The sequence below is a fragment of the Nocardia sp. NPDC041819 genome (assembly GCF_055590505.1).
This window is the reverse complement of sequence record NZ_JBVJAP010000002.1, coordinates 1059896-1078258: the sequence shown is the minus strand read 5'-3', so window position 1 is coordinate 1078258 and position 18363 is coordinate 1059896. Positions and strand designations below refer to the sequence as shown.

The following is an 18363-nucleotide window of genomic DNA, read 5'->3' as shown; positions in this document are numbered from 1 at the left end:
ACGGATCTAGATCTTCGCGACCTGGGTGAACGCCAGCTCGACCGGGGTCTCGCGGCCGAAGATCGACACGAGCACCTTGAGCTTCTGCTGTTCGGCGTTGACCTCGGAGATGCTGGCGGGCAACGTCGCGAAGGGGCCGTCCATGACGGTCACCGACTCGCCGACCTCGAAGTCGACCTCGATGACCGGCTTCGGCGCGACCTCGCCACCCGCGGACTCGGCGGCCGCCGACGCGGCCGCGGCAGCGGGCTTCTTCTGCTGCTGGGCGGCGGGCACGAGGAACTTCACCACGTCGTCGATGGACAGCGGCGACGGACGGGAGGTGGCGCCGACGAAGCCGGTGACGCCGGGGGTGTTGCGCACCGCGCCCCACGACTCGTCGTTGAGCTCCATGCGGACCAGGATGTAACCGGGCAGCACCTTGCGGTTGACGTGCTTGCGCTGCCCGTTCTTGATCTCGGTGACCTCTTCGGTGGGCACCTCGACCTGGAAGATGTAGTCCTCCAGGTCCAGGTTCTGCACGCGGGTCTCGAGGTTGGCCTTCACCTTGTTCTCGTAGCCGGCATAGGAGTGGATCACGTACCACTCGCCGGGGGCGCGCCGCAGCGCTGCCTTCATCTCGGCGACCGGATCGGCGGGCTCGGCATCGATCGGGGCGGCAGGGACGGACTCAGCGGGCTCAGCGGGCTCCGATTCCTCGACCGCGGGCTCGTCGGTCGCGAACTCCTCGACGGAGTCGGTGGGCTCGGCCACCGCGTCGTCGGCCGGGAACTTGTCGTGTGTGTCGTTCTCCGGGGTGCTCACTGGGGCACTCGCTTCCTGTGTCGTCACGTACATCCTCTGCGTGCCGGGGCCGGGCGCGCGGCGAAATCGCTTCCACCCGTGTCCGCCCCGGGATCGGCTACCGGCGTCGGCGTCGTTCAGCTAGCCGAACAGCCAGTTGACACCCTTGATGAACGCCAGATCCAACCCGCTGATGTACGCGACCATGAAAATCACGAACACCAGAACAACGCTCGTATAGGTGACCATCTGCTTCCGGTTGGGCCAGATCACCTTGCGCAGTTCCGCGATGACCTCACGCAGGAACTTGAGCAAACGCTTGAACGGATTACCCGTCGTCTTGCGTTCGGCCCGATCGGTCGTCTTGGCTGCCTTCCGCGACGGGCGGTCGAGCGTGGCGACAGTGCCCGTATCGACCTGCGAGGACGCAGTGCGGGTCCGCCGGGCGGAACGCTTTCCGCTCGGTCGTGTCGCTGCGGCGGTGTCGTCGCCGTCGTCGGCGGCATGTGCGCCGCGGCGAGTGTCCCGCTCGTCGCTCACGCCTTCTCCTCGCTGCGCTCGGTGCCGCCGTGCGCGATGCGCGCTGTGCCAATGGCTCGCTCGCTACGCTCGCTCACGTCGGTCCTCTCTCGTCGCTGGCATCCAGGGCAGGGGCGACAGGACTTGAACCTGCAACCTGCGGTTTTGGAGACCGCTGCTCTGCCAGTTGAGCTACGCCCCTTCGGTCGGACGGTGTTGGCTGTCCAACCACTGTTCGATATTCAGTTGTTCCCTGGTGTCACACAACACGCGCGCCACTCCGGCAGTTGCCGGCCCCTTGGACGATCCTCGCGGACCGCCTGGAACCAGCCTCTCAGAGCAGCGCGCAGCGGCTGGCGACCCCAGAAACCTGAGTGTACGTTACCGTGCGCGGCATTAGCCAATCCGGGTCGCTGTGCCTGGTCAGGCCAGTTGCACGGTCGCGGTGGCGCGGCCGAAGATCTTCTTGCCCGCCGCCTTCGCCACGATGGCCACGACCGCGGTCCTGGTCTCCGGATCGACCGATTTCACCTTACCGGTGTACTCGATCTCGGCGGCCTCGTCGGAGCCCACGTAGACCGGGCTGGTGAAGCGGACGTTGTACTCCTTGATCGCGCCGGGGTCGCCGAGCCACGAGGTGACGAATCCGCCGCCTAGGCCCATGGTGAGCATGCCGTGCGCCACGACGTTGTCCAGGCCGACCAGCTTCACGACCTCGTCGCTCCAGTGGATCGGGTTGGCGTCGCCGGAGACGCCCGCGTAGTTCACCAGATCACCGCGGGTGAGCCGGACGATGCGCGCGGGCAGTTCGTCGCCGGCGGAGACGTCCTCGAAGCGGATGGCGTGCTTCGTGCGCACCCCTTCCGCGGGCGGCACGACCGGAGTCGGCGCCTCGGTCACCGCGAGCGCGCTGCGCGGGTGATGCCCCGGGGCGTCCTCGCCGATGCCGTGCATGAGCACGTTGCGGACGGCGGCGTTGAGGTTCGGGTCGATGTCGCCGCCGCTGCGTCCGACGAGGGTGGTGTAGGTGGTGAGCACCAGTTCGTCGTTCTGCGCGGTGACGATGTTCTTGGTCACCATGATGTCGCCGCCGAAGGCCTGCCGGAACGAGTGCAGGTGGACATCGCATGTGAGCTGGTCGCCGACCTTGATCGGGCGATGGAATTCCAGGATCTGGTCGGTCTGCATGATCTGGCTGAGGTCGTAGCCGGTGACGACCTCTTCGAACAATTTGCGCTGCGCGAGAATCCCGACCAGGGAGATGAAGGTGACCGGCGCGAGCAGGTTGTCGTACCCGTACTCCTGCGCCGCGTCCTCGTCCCAGTGCACCGGGTGGTAGTCCTGCACGGCGCGGGCGTACTCACGCACCTTTTCGCGGCCGACCTCGTAGTAGTCGTCGACGCGGTAGTGGTGACCGACCATCGCCGCGGCGTTCGCCGCGGGGTCGAGTTCCTCGCCCGTCTGGACCGCTTCGTCTGTACCGGTGTTGATTGTCACGGGAGGACTGTACCTATCTGACCCCGTCACCCGGAGTCTGCGGAGCGCTCACCACCGCACCCACACCGTGAAAATGCGTCAGGGCCGGACAGTTGTCCGGCCCTCGCGGTGCCACGGCCCGAGATACCGGGATGCGACTCCCGGCGCTACACCACGCGGTAGTTCACGCGTGGAGGGCTAGCGGGATTCGCGGTGCGCCCGGTGCGTGCCGCAGTTCGGGCAGAACTTCTTCAGCTCCAGCCGGTCCGGGTCGTTGCGCCGGTTCTTCTTGGTGATGTAGTTGCGGTGCTTGCACTGCTCGCAGGCCAAGGTGATCTTTGGCCGGACATCGGTGGACTTCGCGGCCACGATATGCCTTCTTTCCGGTACCTGATGGTCTTGTATCGGGTTGTGGTAGCGATGGCCGGACTTGAACCGGCGACACAACGATTATGAGTCGTTTGCTCTACCGACTGAGCTACACCGCCACGGCGTCGCATTGCCATGGTGCCGAGCCCGCACTACGGGAGCGATGCCGAGTCGGTCACCACCGGCAATCCGGCGAGCCCCCTAACGGAATCGAACCGTTGACCTTTTCCTTACCATGGAAACGCTCTGCCGACTGAGCTAAGGGGGCATGACTACTTGCGCACCGAGTCCCGAATACTCGACCTCAGCGCGGTGAAGTCTTGAACGAGGTTACACACCCACCGGTCTTCGTACCAAACCGCGAGGTCAGAGGGTTGTTTTCCGCGCACTGTCGCAGCGATTCGGCGCACCCTTACTGCTCTCAGGAGTAACGCCTGCTCGCGAGATACGGCCCGTTCCCATACAAACCTGGCCTCTGCGACGCGACGTGGCCACGCGACGACCACAAGAAACGCGCTGCAAGTGGAGACAAACTGCGCGCTGCGCGTGGACACGAACTGCGCGCCCCACGCCAACCCGAAAATGTGGCGGCCCCGAGCGAACATGCCGTGAGTCTTCGACCGAAGAACTGCCGGTTCGAGGCCGGAATCGGAGCGGCCGACCGACGCGGTGACGACCGAACCGACCGACGAACCGGGGTGAAACAGAGCCCGGCAGCACCGACACGCGATCCGGCTCGACAACGTCGGTCATCGACGCGCCCTTGTGAACGACCAACGAAAACACCCGTGACCAACGCAACCACCGAAAGGGGGGTCCGGGGGGGCGAAGCCCCGCCGGGCGGGGCGTGGGGGTTGCACCCTCACAAGACATTACGAAGCGAGCCCTGTACGCGCTTTCTGCGTACAGGGCTCGCCTGGTGAGCGGAGTGGCAGGTGTAGGATTCGAACCTACGTAGGCTTTCACCGACAGATTTACAGTCTGCTCCCATTGGCCGCTCGGGCAACCTGCCGTTCGCGCATTGTTTCACGCGCTGAGCAGAATACATCGAACCCGCACCCTGAATGCAAACCGGCTGGCTATCGGCCCTGCGACGCGACTACCCTCGGGGCTCCGGGTAGAACTGACGATGGCTGGAAGCGTCCCGCTCAGCTCACCCGTCGGACCGTCAGAACAGGAGCGCAGCGTGGCTGATTCGTCTTTCGATGTTGTGAGCAAGGTCGACCGGCAGGAGGTCGACAACGCCCTGCATCAGGCGGAGAAGGAACTCGGCACCCGCTACGACTTCCGCGGCACCGGCGCGTCGATCGAATGGTCCGGCGAGGACAAGATCGTGCTCACCGCGGAGGCGGAGGAGCGCGTCAAGGCCGCGCTGGAGGTGTTCAAGGAGAAACTGATCCGCCGCGACATCTCGCTGAAGGCGTTCGACGCGGGCGAGCCGGTCTCCTCCGGCAAGGTGTACAAGATCACCGGCTCACTGGTACAGGGCATCGATTCCGAGCACGCGAAGAAGATCTCCAAGAAGATCCGGGACGAGGGCCCCAAGGGCGTGAAGGCGCAGATCCAGGGCGACGAGCTGCGGGTGAGCAGCAAGAAGCGCGACGATCTCCAAGCGGTGATCGCGCTGCTGAAGGGCGAGGATTTCGGGATCGCGCTGCAGTTCGTCAACTACCGCTGACCGGGCCGCAGCGCGGCCGGGTCGGTCACGTTCAGCGTGTCCAGGAGCGTGTTCTCCTCGTAGGTGAAGTGGGTTTCCAATTCCGTTGCGAGGCGGTCGAATTCGGCGAGCAGGCGCGCCGGGTCGCCCGGTTCCGCGGCGTGGAGGAGCGTCCGCAGCTCGGTCAACGCGCCCGCGACCACACCGTGCTCGCGATTCAGCCGGTCGATCACCGGCACGAGTTCGGGGTGCAGCCGGGCCAGGGCCGGGAAGACGCCGTCCTCGCCCGTGTGATGTTCGCCGAGCGCGCCGCAGAACGCGAGACAATGGGTGCGCAGTTCCTGCGGCATGGCCGGCTTGCCCACCCCATCCGGCGCGCGTACGTGCTGCTCGAGGCCCGTTCGGACGGCGGCGAGATCGCGGCACAGCTGGGCATGGACGTGACGGAGGTGGTCGCCGATCGCCGCCGCGCGCTGTTGCCCGGGCGCGGTCGCGTCGGGCGAGCCGGCCAGGGCCGTCGCACCGGCGACACCCGCCGCCGCGGTGGCGGTCGCACCCACTCCCGCCAGAAAGCGGCGCCGGCCCAGCCCGGCACGTGTCACCCGCTCCACCGCGACCACGGGAATGGTCCGATCGGTCGCCGCCTGATAGGCGGCGAAGGCCGGATCGTCGCTCGCTTGCGCGGCGTAGTGACGGTCCCGCTCCGCGCCCTGCAGAATTCGGGCGTCGGCGGCGTAGGTCTCGATCCGCTCCCCCGCCCTGATCTCCACGGTGACCTCCGGATTCGCCCGCACATTGTGGACCCAGGCGGGATGCATGTCCGCGCCCGCGTTGGATCCGAACACCAGCACACGAGCACCGTCGCGGCGGTAGACGACCGGCACGGTGTGCCCGCGTCCGGTTCTCGCTCCGACGGTGGTGAGCAGTAGCAGCGGCGCCCCCTCGAACATCCCGCCGACTTCGCCCCCGTTCGCGCGGAACTCCGCGATGATCGCCCGGTTGAACTCTCCCGGCTGGATCCGCTCCGGATCGGTCATGCCAATGCCCCTTCCACGGCGCGCCGCGCACCGCGACCGCCGGTTATAACCTGATGACGAGAGAGAGTTTTGCTTTGCAAGCAAAACTGTTTTGCAAACAAAGGCTATTGAAAGGCGGTCGGCGTGTCAACCGAGGAGCGGAACGGGCTCGGCGTGGACGACGGCATCCGCATGCTGCTGCTGCTCATGCCGCGTGTCGTCGGACGGGCCAAGAAACTGGGCGTTCCCAAGGAGCTGGAATCGTTCTCGCTGGCGCCTCGGCACCTGTCGCTGCTGGCCAATCTGGTGTTCGACGGACCGACCACGGTGACGGATCTGGCCGCCCGCCTCGAGGTGGCGCCCACGACGGTGAGCTTGATGGTCGGCGAACTCAGCAAGCAGGGTGTGCTCGAGCGCGGCGCCGATCCGGACGACCGCAGACGCACCATCGTCGCCATCGCACCGGCGCACGAGAAATCCGTGCGCAAATGGCTTGGGCGCAGTGCCCGAGCCTGGCGTACGGTCCTCGAGCCGCTCACCGCGCAGCAGCGGAAGTTGTTCGTCGATACGTTTCGCGCGTACGAAGACCAGCTGGCCTCGGACGACTGACGCTGCCGGGACTCAGTACCGGCGCGGGCCGCCCGCCATCTCCTCCAGCCGGGCGATGCGTTCGTTCATCGGCGGATGGGTGGAGAACCAGCGGGTGACCTTCTCGCCCGGACGGAACGGGTTGGCGATCATCAGATGCGACTGCGCCGCCAGCCGGGGCTCGGGCGGGAGCGGGGCAGTGTGCACGCCTCGTTCGATCTTCCGCAGCGCCGACGCCAGCGCCAGCGGGTCGCCGGTCAGTTCGGCGCCGGACTGGTCGGCCTGGAATTCGCGCGAGCGCGAGACGGCCAGCTTGATCAACGACGCGGCGATCGGACCGAGCACCGACACCAGCAGCACGGCGATCACGTTCGGGCCCTCGCCGTTGCGGTTGCCGCCGAACATCGACATGTACACCGCCAGGTTCGCCACGCCCGAGATGACGGCTGCGAGCGCGCCCGCGATCGAGGAAATGAGGATGTCGCGGTTGTAGACGTGGGAGAGTTCGTGCCCGAGCACGGCCCGCAGTTCCCGTTCATCGAGAATCTGCAGGATGCCGCTGGTGCAACAGACCGCGGCGCGGCGGGGATTGCGTCCGGTGGCGAAGGCGTTGGGCGCGTTCGTCGGGCTGATGTACAGCCGGGGCATCGGCTGCCGGGCGATGGTGGCCAGCTCACGCACGATCCGGTACATGACCGGAGCTTCCAGCTCGCTGACCGGCTGGGCGTGCATGGCCTTCAACGCGATCTTGTCGCTGTTGAAGTACGCGTAGGCGTTCATGCCCACCGCGAGCACGATCGCGACGACGAGGATCGTCGGGTTGCGGAACAGCGCACCGATGAACACGATCATGGCGGAAAGGCCCACCATCAGCCCGAAGGTTTTCAGCCCGTTCGCAAACCCGTGCCCGTGCATACGTCTCCCTTGCCGCTCCCCCGTTCACCGAGTCGCCTTACAGCAGCTCAACGATAGAAGCCGCGAGCAAAGTTCCGGTGCGGCCCGCCCCGCGCCGACAACGCACCCTCACCCCACGCGTTCGATGGTGTAGCGGACCAGCCGCTCGAGCGCGTCGTTGGCCGGGCCGTCGGGCAGGGCGGACAGCTCGGCGTAGGCGAGGTCGGCATAGCCCTGGAGTTTCTCCTTGGCCAGCGCCATGCCGCGGGAGTCGGCGAGCAAGGCGAGTGCCTCTTCGACCTCGTCGTCGGTTTCCAGCGGACGGGCCAGCAGCTTGCGCAGGCGGTCGCCGTCGGCGCCCTCCTCGCGCAGCGCGTACAGCACCGGCAGGGTGTGCACACCCTCACGCAGGTCGGTGCCGGGGGTCTTGCCCGATTGCTCGGACGCGGAGGAGATGTCGATGATGTCGTCGGAGATCTGGAAGGCGGTGCCGACCGCGTCGCCGAGGCGGGCCAGCCGTTCGACGTGCTCCGCGTCCGCGCCCGAGAAGGTGCCGCCGAAACGCCCGGCCGCGGCGATGAGCGAACCGGTCTTCTCCCACACCACGCGCAGGTAGTGCTCGACCGGGTCCTGGGATTCGCGGGCGCCCATGGTCTCGCGCATCTGACCGGTGACGAGTTCGGCGAAGGTCTCGGCGATGATGCGCACCGCGTCGGGGCCGAGGGTGGAGGTGAGCCGGGACGCGTGCGCGAACAGATAGTCGCCCGCGAGGATGGCGATGTTGTTCCCCCAGCGCGAGTTGACGCTCGGGGCCCCGCGGCGAATGGTGGCCTCGTCCATCACGTCGTCGTGGTACAGCGTGGCCAGGTGCACGAGTTCGACGACGGTGCCCGCGGTGATCAGGGCGGGATCGGTGGGGCGCGGGCCGAGCTGTCCGGTGAGGATGGTGAAGAGCGGACGGAAGCGCTTGCCGCCGGCCCTGGCCAGGTGCAGCGCGGCCTCCTGGAGGAATTCCGCACCGTCGGACAGCTCCTCGACCAGGAGTTTCTCCACTTCGGCCAGGCCGTCGCGCACCGTGTCGGCTAGCTTGACGTCACCGAGGTCGACTCCGGCCACGACCGTGCTCAAGTCGCCCGCGGCTCCGCTGTGCCCGCCGTGCGCCGTGTCCATGCTTCGCTCGCTGCGCTCGCTCATGGCCGATGTGCTCATTTCTTCTCCCAGCGATGCGTCCGACCCCACGGTAGAGAACCTAGCGTGTCCCCGGCGGATGGCCCATGAACACCGTCACTCTGTGGTGTATCGACCACTCGCACGCCGCTTCGCCGGTGATCATCCACGACGCGAGCGCGGCCGCCGTCGACATGGACGAGACGGCCCTGCGAGTATGGAGCGCATGGGTGCACCGGAAGCGAGTCCCGCGCGCGACGAGGACGCGTTGCCCAGCCGAGCCGAGGTGCTGGTCGTCGGCGCGGGCCCGGCCGGGTCGGCGTCGGCGGCCTGGGCGGCACGGGCGGGACGGGACGTGGTGCTCATCGATTCCGCCGTCTTTCCCAGGGACAAGACCTGCGGCGACGGGCTGACCCCGCGCGCGACCGCCGAACTGGAGCAGCTCGGCCTCGGCGAGTGGGTGCGCGCGCACGTCGTCAACCACGGCCTCCGGATGACCGGCTTCGGCCGCGAGGCGCTGCTGAGCTGGCCGGGCGGATCCTTCCCGACCTACGGAAGCGCGGTTCCTCGAACCGAACTCGACGACAAACTGCGCGAGACGGCGGTGAAGTCCGGCGCGCGGATGGTGGACGGGACGAAAGTGGTCGACGTCACCCGCGAGGGTGACCGGGTCACGGGCGTGACGGTGCGAACAGCCGACGGCACGCGCACGATCGGCTGCCGGACGCTGGTGGTCGCCGACGGGGTGCGTTCACCGATCGGGCGGCTGCTCGGACGCGTCTGGCATCGGCAGTACGCGTACGGCACCGCCGCGCGGGCCTACATCAAGTCGGGACGCAGCGACGATCAGTGGATCACTTCGCATCTGGAGTTGCGCGACGCCTCCGGCGAGCTGGTTCCCGGCTACGGCTGGGTGTTCCCGCTGGGCAATGGCGAGGTGAACATCGGGGTGGGGTCACTGGCCACGGAACACCGGCCCTCGCACATCGCGTTGAAGCCCTTGCTGGCGCACTACACCGCGCAGCGCACGGAGGAATGGGAATTCGAGGGCTCGCTGCGCGCGGTGGCCTCGGCCCTGCTGCCGATGGGCGGGGCGGTCTCGAACGTCGCGGGGCGCAACTGGGTGCTCATCGGTGACGCCGCGGGTTGTGTGAACCCGCTCAACGGCGAAGGCATCGATTACGGCTTGGAGGGCGGTCACCTGCTGTCGGAGCTGTTGGACGAGCCCGACCTCACCGTGATCTGGCCGCAGGTGCTGCGCGCCCGCTACGGACGCACGTTCTCGGTGGCCCGGCGGATCGCGGGCCTGGCCACGCACCCACGCATGGTGCCGCTGGGCGGTCCCCCCGTGATGCGCTCGAAGTATTTGCAGCGCACCGCGGTCCGGGTGATGGGCAACCTGGTGACCGACGAGGACGTCGACCTGACCGCGCGGGCTTGGCGGATGGCGGGCCGGGCGTCGCTGCGTTTCGACGAGCGTCCGCCGTTCGCCTAGGAACGGGTGGCGCGATGGGCGAACAGCGAGCGCGCGGATTGCCCGCGCTATATCTGCTGCCGCATCTGCGCCGAGCCAAGGACGTGGCGGACCGTCACTACGCCGACCCGCTGAATCTGGATGCGCTGGCGGCGGCCGCGGGGGTGTCGAAATACCACTTCCTGCGCGCGTTCGCCGCGGTCTACGGCCTGACCCCCGCCGCGTACCTGGCCGAGCGGCGCATCGAACGCGCCCAGGATCTGCTGCGCGCGACCAATCTCACCGTCACCGAGGTGTGCATGCTGGTCGGCTACAGCAGCCTCGGCTCGTTCAGCAGCAAGTTCCGGCAGCTGGTCGGTGTGACGCCGTCGGAGTACCAGGCGAAGTTCGCCGACGGCGCTCCGCGCATCCCCGGCTGTTTCGTCTTCATGCACGGGCTGTCCGACCGCAAGCCGCCCCGCTGAGCGAACGGCGCAATTTCGGAGAAGCCGGTGGCACGGCGCGGGCCATAGCCTGGCCCGCATGACGACGATTACGAACGTTTCCCTGGTCACGGTGTACGTCACGGACCAGGACGCGGCCAAGGAGTGGTACATCGACAAGCTGGGTTTCGTGGAGACCGCCGACGTCACCATGGGCGACAACGGTTTCCGCTGGGTGACCATCGCCCACCCCGCGCACCCGGAGCTGGAGATCACGCTGATGATCCCGGGCCCGCCGCTGGACGAGCACTACGCCGAGGCCGTCCGGCGCGCGCTGGCCAACGGCACGCACGGCTCGCTCGGCCTGCGAACCGAGAACTGCCAGAAGACCTTCGAAGAGCTGACCGCCAAGGGGGTGGAGTTCGTCCAGCCGCCCGCCGAGCGGCCCTACGGGACCGAGGCGGTGGTCCGGGACAATTCCGGGAACTGGCTGGTCCTGGTGGAGCGGAAAGAGTACTCGCCGCAGGACTTCGCCTAGGACACGGCGCGATGTTGCCCCGGCGCCTGCCGGGGCAACACCCGTGCTCAAGCGGTCGGCTTCGCCGACAGCCACTCCTCGATGAATTTGCGCTCGCTGTTGAGCACCCGATGGTGCAACTGCTCGGCGAGCGGCTCGATCGCGCCGCCGACCACGGGCACCTTCACCTGCACGGTGCCCGCGACCTCGATCTCGGATCCTTCCGCGGTGGAACGGATCTCGTAGGAGCCGGACATCGCGGTGTTGATGCCGCCGGTGGTGGCCTCGAAGGTGCCTTTGGCGACCTCGCCGACCAGCGGCTGCCAGTTGTCGGTGCGGGAGAACGTGAGTTCGCTCTTGAGTACCTTGCGGACCAGCGCGGGCACCTTGTCTTCGGCGGCCTTTTCGGTCATATGGATGCGAATGGTGCCCGCGCCGCCGGGATGCGACACCTCCAGCGTGGCGGTGGGCGCGTCGGCGAAGCGGGCCCGCCAGACGTCGTCGGTGGTGAGTGCCCGGTGGAGATCTTCGACCGGGACTGCGTACGGCACGGTGAAGCTGAATTTTCGGGACATGGCCGCCACCGTAGCCGAGCCGGTCGGTAGCCTGTGGCGGTGTCGGAAACCAGCCAGTCCAACGGGCGGCCGATCCGCCTGCGGCGGGCCAGGATCGGGGTGCTGATCGCCGCGACGGCGGTGAGCGTGCTCGTCGGGCTGCTGGTGCTCGCCGCGTGGCGCAACGACTATCTGATCAGCTCCGACAAGGGCAGCACCACGGCCGAGGTGCTCTCGGCGGGGCGGCTGCGCTCGGCGGTCATGTACGTCACACCGGACGGTGAGACGCACAATCCGAAGGTCGGCGTCCTGTATCCGACGAACCTGACCGCGGGTGAGCGGATTCGCGTGGAATACAGCCGCAGTGATCCCGACCTGGTGCGCGTGGAAGGCCGGGACGTGCGCGTCGCCGTTCCGCCCGCGTTGTCGGTCATCGTGGTGGTGTGGCTGCTCGCGCTGCCCGCACTGTGGTTGCTGTCCCGCGTGAACAGGCGCGGCCCGACGCCGGTGGGTTGATCCGCGCGCCCCGACAGTTCGCCGGATCTTTCCGTGCCCTTCACTTCGGTGTGGCGGGGCGGCGCGGTGCACCGGCCAGGCTGGGAATGTGCGTGTAGCGATCGTCGCGGAGTCGTTTCTGCCGAGTATGAACGGCGTCGTCAACTCCGTGCTGCGGGTGCTGGAGCACTTGGACCGGCACGGACACGACGCCCTGATCATCGCGCCCGACACACCGCGCGGGCAGCCTGCCGCGTCGCGGGAGTATCACCGTTTCCGGGTCCACCGAGTCCCCGCGGTCATGGTGCCGAGGATCAGCTCGCTGCCGGTCGGGCTGCCGCAGCCGGGCATCGTCTCGGCCATCGACGACTTCGACGCCGACGTGGTCCACCTGGCCTCTCCGTTCCTGCTCGGCGCGGGCGGACTGGGGGCGGCGCTGCGGCTGGATCTGCCGACCGTCGCGGTGTATCAGACCGACGTCGCGGGCTTCGCCAAGAGTTACGGGCTCGGGCTGACGAGCCGCGCCGCCTGGGCCTGGACCCGGCGCATCCACGAGGGAGCCACCCGCACACTCGCGCCGTCCCGGGCGGCGGCGGAGGACTTGGCCCGGCACGGCGTCCCGCGCGTGCACCGGTGGGGGCGCGGCGTCGACATCGCGCGGTTCACGCCCGACGCCCGCTCCGCCGAGCTGCGCGACGCCTGGCTCGCCGGCCGCGACCGCCTGCTGGTGGGCTTCGTGGGGCGGCTCGCGCCGGAGAAGCACGTCGAGCGGCTCGCGGTGCTCGGCACCGACCCGGATGTCCAGCTGGTGATCGTCGGCGACGGGCCGGAACGCAGGCGGCTCGCCCGGCTGATGCCGACCGCGGTGTTCACCGGCGAACTCGGCGGCGACGAGCTGGCGCGGGCGTACGCCAGTCTCGACGTCATGGTGCACGCGGGCGAGCACGAGACGTTCTGCCAGGGCGTGCAGGAGGCGCTGGCCTCGGGCGTCCCGGTGATCGGCCCCGACGCCGGCGGGCCGCGCGACCTGATCGCCCACTGCCGGAACGGTTATCTGCTTCCGGTGGATCGTTTCGGCGAGTTGCTGCCCAGTGCGGTCGGGGCGTTGCACGATCCGCGGCTGCGGACCCGGTTCGCCGGGGCGGCCAGGAAGTCGGTGCTGTCGCGGACCTGGCCCGCCGTCTGTACCCAGCTGATGGGCCACTACGCCGAGGTATCGGGCGCCCGGATCTCCTTGCCCCATACGGCCTGAACCGCGCTCCGGCGTGACGGAAGTATCCCCGCGCCACGCTCGGTTCGTAACAGACCGCGAGTTAGGGTCTTCGCGTGGCGAAAACGCAATCGAACCGGGCCTCCTTGGACAAGCAGCCGCACGAAGTCGCGGCGATGTTCGACGGCGTCGCCCGGCGATACGACCTGACCAACACCGTGATCTCCGCGGGGCAGGATCGCTACTGGCGCTGGGCGACCCGCAAGGCGCTGGCGCTGCGGCCGGGTGAGCGGCTGCTCGATCTCGCCGCGGGCACGGGTGTATCGACGCTGGAGCTGCAGAAGTCCGGCGCCTGGTGCCTCGCAGCCGACTTCTCCAAGGGCATGCTCAGCGCGGGCCGGTTCCGCGACGTGCCGATGGTGGCGGCCGACGCGATGGCGCTGCCGTTCGCCGACGACTCCTTCGACGCGGTGACCATCTCGTTCGGGCTGCGCAACGTGGCCGACACCGACCTGGCCCTGCGTGAGATGCTGCGGGTCACCAAGCCCGGCGGAAGGCTGGTGGTGTGTGAATTCTCCGCGCCGGTGCTCCCGGTGTTCCGCACGGTGTACCTGGAGTATCTGATGAAAGCGCTACCGAAGGTGGCGCGCGTGGTGAGCAGCAACCCCGACGCCTACGTCTACCTCGCCGAATCCATCACGGAGTGGCCCAATCAGCGCAGGTTGGCGATGCGGATCGCGGCGAACGGGTGGTCGTCGGTGAAGTGGCGCAACCTCACCGGGGGCGTCGTCGCCCTGCACCGGGCCTACAAACTCGGCTGAACCGGAGACCCCGGTCACACCTCACCGCCGGATTCGAGCACTGTGAGGTGGAATGTCACCTGGCGATAACGCGGGGTAAATCCCGCGCAATCGGCGGTCCGCATGATCGAAGGCATGTCCGACCCAGTGACCGGCCACAGCGACGGCACCGCCCGAACGGCGTGCTCGTACTGCGGCGTGGGCTGCGGGATCACCGTGACGACCGCCGCGGATGGGGCGGGGAAACCGGTGATCGCCAAGGTCAGCGGCGACAAGTTGCACCCGTCCAACGCGGGCAGGCTGTGCACCAAGGGCGCGACGCACGCGGAGCTGATGCGCGCCACCGGACGGATGGAGACCGCCTACCGGCGCTCGGAGCGCGGCCAGGTCCCGGTGCCCTTCCCCGTGGACGAGGCGGTGCACGAGGCGGCCACCCGATTGCGGGCGATCCTGGACGAGCACGGTCCCGACGCGATCGCGCTCTACGTTTCCGGGCAGATGTCGCTGGAGGCGCAATACCTCGCCACCAAGCTCGCCAAGGGTTACCTGCGCACGGTGCACATCGAGGCGAACTCGCGGCTGTGCATGGCCAGCGCCGGGACCGGGTACAAGCAGTCGCTCGGCGCGGATGGACCGCCCGGCTCCTACGACGACTTCGAACACGCCGACCTGTTCTTCGTGATCGGCGCGAACATGGCCGACTGCCATCCCATCCTGTTCCTGCGGATGGCCGACCGGCTCAAGGCGGGCGCGCGGCTCATCGTGGTCGACCCGCGCCGCACCGAGACCGCCGCGCGCGCCGATCTCTTCCTGCAGATCGCCCCCGGCACCGATCTCGCCCTGCTGAACGGGCTGCTGCACCTGCTGGTCGAGGGCGGCCACATCGACGAGGAGTTCATCGCCGAGCACACCGAGGGCTGGGAGGCGATGCCGGAGTTCCTGGCCGACTATCCGCCGCAGCGGGTGGCCGAGATCACCGGGCTGGCCGAGGCCGACATCCGCACCGCCGCCCAGTGGATCGGCGAAGCAGGCGAATGGATGTCGCTGTGGACGATGGGACTCAACCAGTCCACGCACGGCACCTGGAACACCAACGCGCTGTGCAACCTGCACCTGGCCACGGGCGCCATCTGCCGTCCCGGCAGCGGGCCGTTCTCGCTCACCGGGCAGCCGAACGCGATGGGCGGCCGGGAGATGGGGTATATGGGCCCCGGCCTGCCCGGCCAGCGCAGCGTGCTCTCCGCCGAGGACCGCGCGTTCGTGGAGACCGTGTGGGACCTCGAGCCCGGCACGCTGCGCACCGAAGCCGGGCCCGGCACGGTGGAGATGTTCCGCAACCTGTCCGAAGGCACGATCAAAGCCGCCTGGATCATCTGCACCAATCCCGTCGCCACCGTGTCGAACCGCAAGACCGTGATCGCGGGCCTGGAAGCCGCCGAACTGGTGATCGCCCAGGACGCCTACACCGAGACCGCGACCAACGCCTACGCCGACCTGCTGCTTCCCGCCACGCTGTGGGCGGAAGCCGAGGGGGTGATGGTGAATTCCGAACGCAACCTCACCCTGATGCGGCAGTCGGTCCCGCCCACCGGCGACGCGCGGCCGGACTGGCGGATCATCGCCGACATCGCCACCGCCATGGGGTTCCCCGGTTTCGGCTTCGCCTCCGGTGCCGAGATCTTCGAGGAGATCAAGCGCTTCGCGAATCCCGCGACCGGCTACGACCTGCGCGGCGTCAGCTACGAGGCGCTGCGTGACGGGCCGATGCAGTGGCCGTGCGCCGAGCCGGAGCGCAGGCGCAATCCGATCCGGTACCGCAACGACGGTGTCAGCCAGACGTTGTTCGTCGACGCCCACGGCCACCGGCCCCGGCTGGCCTTCGCCACGCCGAGCCGCCGCGCGGTGTTCTGGCCACGCCCGCACCTGCTGCCCGCGGAGATGCCGGACGACGACTACCCGTTCCTGCTCAACACCGGACGCCTGCAGCACCAGTGGCACACGATGACCAAGACCGGCAGGATCGGCAAGCTGACCAAGCTGACCGGCGCGCCGTTCGTCGAGGTGCACCCGGCCGACGCAGAACGCCTCGGTCTGCGCGAGGGCGACCAACTCGAGATCGCCTCGCGCCGGGGTCGAGCGGTGCTTCCGGTCCAGGTCAGCGACCGTGTGCGGCCGGGCGATTGCTTCGCGCCGTTCCACTGGAACGACGAGCAGGGCGAATACCTGACCATCAACGCCGTCACCAACGACGCGGTCGATCCGGCCTCGCTGCAACCGGAGTTCAAGGCTTGCGCGGTGGCGCTGCGCAGGGTGGCCGTCGTGCCGCGGCCCGAGACGCCCGCCGCGCTGCCCGCCGCGGAGTCGGCGCATCCGCTGGCGGCCGTGCTCGGTCTCGACAGCGGCACCGCCCCCACGCTCAGCGAAACCGAGCGGATCTACCTCAGCGGATACCTGGCCGCGCTGCAAGCGCTTCCGGTGACCGGTCAGCCGGTGCTCCCGGACTCGGCGCCGATGTCCGCGCACAGCAGGCTTTGGGTCGACGGGTTGCTGGCGGGGATGTATTCCCGCGGTGCGGCGGCCCCGGCGCCCGCGGTGGACGAGGGTGCGGCCGCCCGCGCGATCAGCGTGCTGTGGGCCTCGCAAACCGGCACCGCGGAGGAATTCGCGGCCACCGTCTCGGCACACCTCGCCGGGCACGGCTTCACGCCGCGACTACTGGACCTGGACTCCTGCGACCTCAGCACGCTTCAGGGCGACGTGCTGGTGGTCAGCAGCACGTTCGGCGACGGAGGGCCGCCGGACAACGGAGCCGATTTCTGGGATCGCCTGGCCGACACCGTCGTGCGGCTGACCGGTGTGCGCTACGCGGTGTTCGCCCTCGGCGACTCCTCCTATGACGACTTCTGCGGTTACGGTCGCAAACTCGACGAGAAATTCGCCGAACTCGGCGCGACCCGACTGCTTACACGCGTCGACAGCGAACCCGACTACGAAGACGCGGCACAGCGCTGGCTCGACGACGTGCTCACCGCGTTCGGCGGCGAGGAATCCGGGTCCCCCGCCGATCCGCCGGTGCGCGGCGCAGGCGGCCCGGGCCGCGCCACACCCCGGGGCGGCGGGGTCGCGACACTGGAAATACCGAGTACCGCACCGGCGCTCGGGCGCGCCCGCACCGCTTCCACGCCGTTCACCCGTACCGCGCCGCTGCGTGCCCCGCTGCTGCGCAACGAGTTGCTGTCGACCGGAGGATCGACGAAAGAGGTGCGCCGCTTCGGGTTCGATCTGCGCGGCCTGGACGCCACCTACGAGGTGGGCGACTCCTTGGGCGTCTGGCCGGTGAACAGCGCCGCGCTGGTCACCGAATGGCTGGACGCCACCGGGCTGGACGGCCGCCGCGTGGTCGAGGTCGACGAGCGCGAACTCTCGCTGGCGGAGGCGCTGCGCACGCACTACGACATCGCCAAGGTCGGTCAGGATCTGCTCGGCTTCCTCGCCGAGCACAACCACAGCGGCAAACTCGCCAAACTGCTGCGCCGCGACAACCGCAACGAACTGGCGAGTTACCTGTGGGACCGGCAGGCCGTGGACGTGCTGCGCGACTTTCCGATTCGAGCCGATCTGGTGGAGTGGCTCGGCACGCTGAAGAAGCTACAGCCGCGCCAGTATTCGATCTCGTCGAGTCCGCTGGTCAGTCCGGACGAGGTGGAGCTGACCGTCGGCATCGTGCGCTACGGCGATCCGGCCGCCACCGGTTCGGCGGCGCGGCGCGGCGGAGTGTGCTCGACCTTCCTCGCCGATCGGGCGGCCGCCGATTACACCGGCGCGGCGGTGCCGATCTTCCTGCAACGCGCACCGCACTTCCGTCCTCCGGCCGACCCGGCCGCACCGATGATCATGGTGGGCCCTGGCACCGGCATCGCGCCCTTCCGGGGGTTCCTGCACGAGCGAAGGGCCCTCGGCTGCACCGGGCGCAACTGGCTGTTCTTCGGCGATCAGCACGCGGCGCAGAACTTCTACTACCGCGCCGAACTGGAGGACATGTTCCGTTCCGGCTTCCTTACCCGCCTCGACCTGGCCTTCTCCCGGGACCAGCGGGAGCGGATCTACGTGCAGCACCGCATGATCGAACACGGCGCCGAGTTGTGGTCCTGGCTGCGCGATGGCGCCCACTTCTACGTCTGCGGCGACGCGAGCCGCATGGCCAAAGACGTCGACGAGGCCCTCCTGCGGATCGCGCGCATCCACGGCAAGCTCGACGAGGACGGCGCACTGGCCTTCAAGAAGCAGCTCGTCGCCGAAAAGCGTTACGTCCGCGACGTCTACTGACGACCGTTTTCGCCGCTGCTATCGCCGTGGCAGGCTTCATCAGGGCATCTGCATTCGCTCCGGCCCGAGCGGCACAGGTAGCCACCGCTTACCCCG

17 protein-coding genes and 4 tRNA genes are annotated in these 18363 nt (G+C 68.5%); 9 read left to right on the top strand and 12 right to left on the bottom strand.

Annotated elements, in window-relative coordinates:
- Positions 1-6 precede the first annotated feature (6 nt).
- From nusG to ACZ6DL_RS11855, 8 genes are all read right to left on the bottom strand, one after another.
- Complete coding sequence (gene nusG / locus ACZ6DL_RS11890) at positions 7-804, bottom strand: transcription termination/antitermination protein NusG (protein WP_357963307.1); 798 nt, start codon at positions 802-804, stop codon at positions 7-9.
- 120 nt (positions 805-924) lie between these two features.
- Positions 925-1323 (bottom strand): preprotein translocase subunit SecE, encoded by a 399-nt coding sequence (secE, locus tag ACZ6DL_RS11885; RefSeq protein WP_357034414.1) that lies wholly within the window; start codon positions 1321-1323, stop codon positions 925-927.
- A gap of 108 nt (positions 1324-1431) precedes the next feature.
- Positions 1432-1504, bottom strand: a tRNA-Trp gene (locus tag ACZ6DL_RS11880).
- Positions 1505-1725: 221 nt separating this feature from the next.
- Positions 1726-2793, bottom strand: coding sequence for a fused (3R)-hydroxyacyl-ACP dehydratase subunits HadA/HadB (locus tag ACZ6DL_RS11875; protein WP_466050525.1), 1068 nt, complete (start codon positions 2791-2793; stop codon positions 1726-1728).
- 183 nt (positions 2794-2976) lie between these two features.
- On the bottom strand, positions 2977-3147 hold the full coding sequence (gene rpmG / locus ACZ6DL_RS11870; RefSeq protein WP_011211653.1) for a 50S ribosomal protein L33: 171 nt from the start codon (positions 3145-3147) through the stop codon (positions 2977-2979).
- Between the two features lie 43 nt (positions 3148-3190).
- A tRNA-Met gene (locus ACZ6DL_RS11865) sits at positions 3191-3266 on the bottom strand.
- A 76-nt stretch (positions 3267-3342) separates the two neighbouring features.
- Positions 3343-3415 (bottom strand) — tRNA-Thr (locus ACZ6DL_RS11860).
- A gap of 661 nt (positions 3416-4076) precedes the next feature.
- A tRNA-Tyr gene (locus ACZ6DL_RS11855) sits at positions 4077-4159 on the bottom strand.
- A 174-nt stretch (positions 4160-4333) separates the two neighbouring features.
- Here ACZ6DL_RS11855 and ACZ6DL_RS11850 point away from each other — a divergent pair.
- Positions 4334-4825 (top strand): YajQ family cyclic di-GMP-binding protein, encoded by a 492-nt coding sequence (locus tag ACZ6DL_RS11850; protein ID WP_062968288.1) that lies wholly within the window; start codon positions 4334-4336, stop codon positions 4823-4825.
- On the opposite strand, the gene ACZ6DL_RS11845 is transcribed toward ACZ6DL_RS11850, so the two are convergent.
- Complete coding sequence (locus ACZ6DL_RS11845) at positions 4816-5841, bottom strand: nitroreductase/quinone reductase family protein (protein ID WP_466050449.1); 1026 nt, start codon at positions 5839-5841, stop codon at positions 4816-4818. The genes ACZ6DL_RS11850 and ACZ6DL_RS11845 overlap by 10 nt on opposite strands.
- Before the next feature lie 123 nt (positions 5842-5964).
- Between ACZ6DL_RS11845 and ACZ6DL_RS11840 the strand changes: the two genes are divergently transcribed.
- Entirely contained in the window at positions 5965-6429 is a 465-nt protein-coding gene (locus ACZ6DL_RS11840; RefSeq protein WP_357963287.1) for a MarR family winged helix-turn-helix transcriptional regulator, read from the top strand.
- A 12-nt stretch (positions 6430-6441) separates the two neighbouring features.
- Here ACZ6DL_RS11840 and htpX read toward each other — a convergent pair whose 3' ends face one another.
- A complete protein-coding gene (htpX, locus tag ACZ6DL_RS11835; RefSeq protein ID WP_466050448.1) occupies positions 6442-7323 on the bottom strand; it encodes a zinc metalloprotease HtpX in 882 nt (293 codons plus the stop codon).
- 108 nt (positions 7324-7431) lie between these two features.
- Positions 7432-8472: a polyprenyl synthetase family protein gene (locus ACZ6DL_RS11830; protein WP_466050523.1), complete on the bottom strand. Its 1041-nt coding sequence runs from the start codon at positions 8470-8472 to the stop codon at positions 7432-7434.
- Between the two features lie 223 nt (positions 8473-8695).
- Here ACZ6DL_RS11830 and ACZ6DL_RS11825 point away from each other — a divergent pair, with 223 nt between their 5' ends.
- Genes ACZ6DL_RS11825 through ACZ6DL_RS11815 form a run of 3 tightly spaced genes read left to right on the top strand, consistent with a single transcriptional unit; the run spans position 8696 to position 10903 of the window.
- Positions 8696-9964, top strand: a complete 1269-nt coding sequence (locus tag ACZ6DL_RS11825; RefSeq protein ID WP_466050447.1) for a geranylgeranyl reductase family protein — start codon at positions 8696-8698, stop codon at positions 9962-9964.
- A 14-nt stretch (positions 9965-9978) separates the two neighbouring features.
- Positions 9979-10407 carry a helix-turn-helix transcriptional regulator gene (locus ACZ6DL_RS11820; RefSeq protein ID WP_466050446.1) on the top strand — a complete coding sequence of 143 codons (429 nt, stop codon included), beginning with the start codon at positions 9979-9981 and terminating at the stop codon, positions 10405-10407.
- 58 nt (positions 10408-10465) lie between these two features.
- Positions 10466-10903 carry a VOC family protein gene (locus tag ACZ6DL_RS11815; protein WP_040870330.1) on the top strand — a complete coding sequence of 146 codons (438 nt, stop codon included), beginning with the start codon at positions 10466-10468 and terminating at the stop codon, positions 10901-10903.
- A gap of 47 nt (positions 10904-10950) precedes the next feature.
- Here the strand turns inward: ACZ6DL_RS11815 and ACZ6DL_RS11810 are convergent, their stop codons facing one another.
- Positions 10951-11457, bottom strand: coding sequence for a DUF2505 domain-containing protein (locus tag ACZ6DL_RS11810; RefSeq protein ID WP_357034423.1), 507 nt, complete (start codon positions 11455-11457; stop codon positions 10951-10953).
- Between the two features lie 39 nt (positions 11458-11496).
- Here ACZ6DL_RS11810 and ACZ6DL_RS11805 point away from each other — a divergent pair, with 39 nt between their 5' ends.
- The 4 genes from ACZ6DL_RS11805 to ACZ6DL_RS11790 all read left to right on the top strand — a co-directional run bounded on the left by ACZ6DL_RS11805 (position 11497) and on the right by ACZ6DL_RS11790 (position 18267).
- Positions 11497-11952, top strand: coding sequence for a DUF3592 domain-containing protein (locus ACZ6DL_RS11805; RefSeq protein ID WP_083864084.1), 456 nt, complete (start codon positions 11497-11499; stop codon positions 11950-11952).
- A gap of 88 nt (positions 11953-12040) precedes the next feature.
- Positions 12041-13183 carry a glycosyltransferase family 4 protein gene (locus ACZ6DL_RS11800; RefSeq protein ID WP_466050445.1) on the top strand — a complete coding sequence of 381 codons (1143 nt, stop codon included), beginning with the start codon at positions 12041-12043 and terminating at the stop codon, positions 13181-13183.
- 74 nt (positions 13184-13257) lie between these two features.
- Entirely contained in the window at positions 13258-13962 is a 705-nt protein-coding gene (locus ACZ6DL_RS11795) for a demethylmenaquinone methyltransferase (protein ID WP_466050444.1), read from the top strand.
- Between the two features lie 114 nt (positions 13963-14076).
- Positions 14077-18267 (top strand): molybdopterin-dependent oxidoreductase, encoded by a 4191-nt coding sequence (locus tag ACZ6DL_RS11790; RefSeq protein WP_466050443.1) that lies wholly within the window; start codon positions 14077-14079, stop codon positions 18265-18267.
- Positions 18268-18363: the final 96 nt, after the last annotated feature.

What these genes read in the sequence shown, in the direction of transcription:
- ACZ6DL_RS11845 (WP_466050449.1), bottom strand. Translation starts at nt 5,841, where the DNA reads ATGACCGATCCGGAGCGGATCCAGCCGGGAGAGTTCAACCGGGCGATC.
- htpX (WP_466050448.1), bottom strand. Translation starts at nt 7,323, where the DNA reads ATGCACGGGCACGGGTTTGCGAACGGGCTGAAAACCTTCGGGCTGATG.
- ACZ6DL_RS11830 (WP_466050523.1), bottom strand. Translation starts at nt 8,472, where the DNA reads ATGGACACGGCGCACGGCGGGCACAGCGGAGCCGCGGGCGACTTGAGC.
- ACZ6DL_RS11825 (WP_466050447.1), top strand. Translation starts at nt 8,696, where the DNA reads ATGGGTGCACCGGAAGCGAGTCCCGCGCGCGACGAGGACGCGTTGCCC.
- ACZ6DL_RS11820 (WP_466050446.1), top strand. Translation starts at nt 9,979, where the DNA reads ATGGGCGAACAGCGAGCGCGCGGATTGCCCGCGCTATATCTGCTGCCG.
- ACZ6DL_RS11815 (WP_040870330.1), top strand. Translation starts at nt 10,466, where the DNA reads ATGACGACGATTACGAACGTTTCCCTGGTCACGGTGTACGTCACGGAC.
- ACZ6DL_RS11810 (WP_357034423.1), bottom strand. Translation starts at nt 11,457, where the DNA reads ATGTCCCGAAAATTCAGCTTCACCGTGCCGTACGCAGTCCCGGTCGAA.
- ACZ6DL_RS11790 (WP_466050443.1), top strand. Translation starts at nt 14,077, where the DNA reads ATGTCCGACCCAGTGACCGGCCACAGCGACGGCACCGCCCGAACGGCG.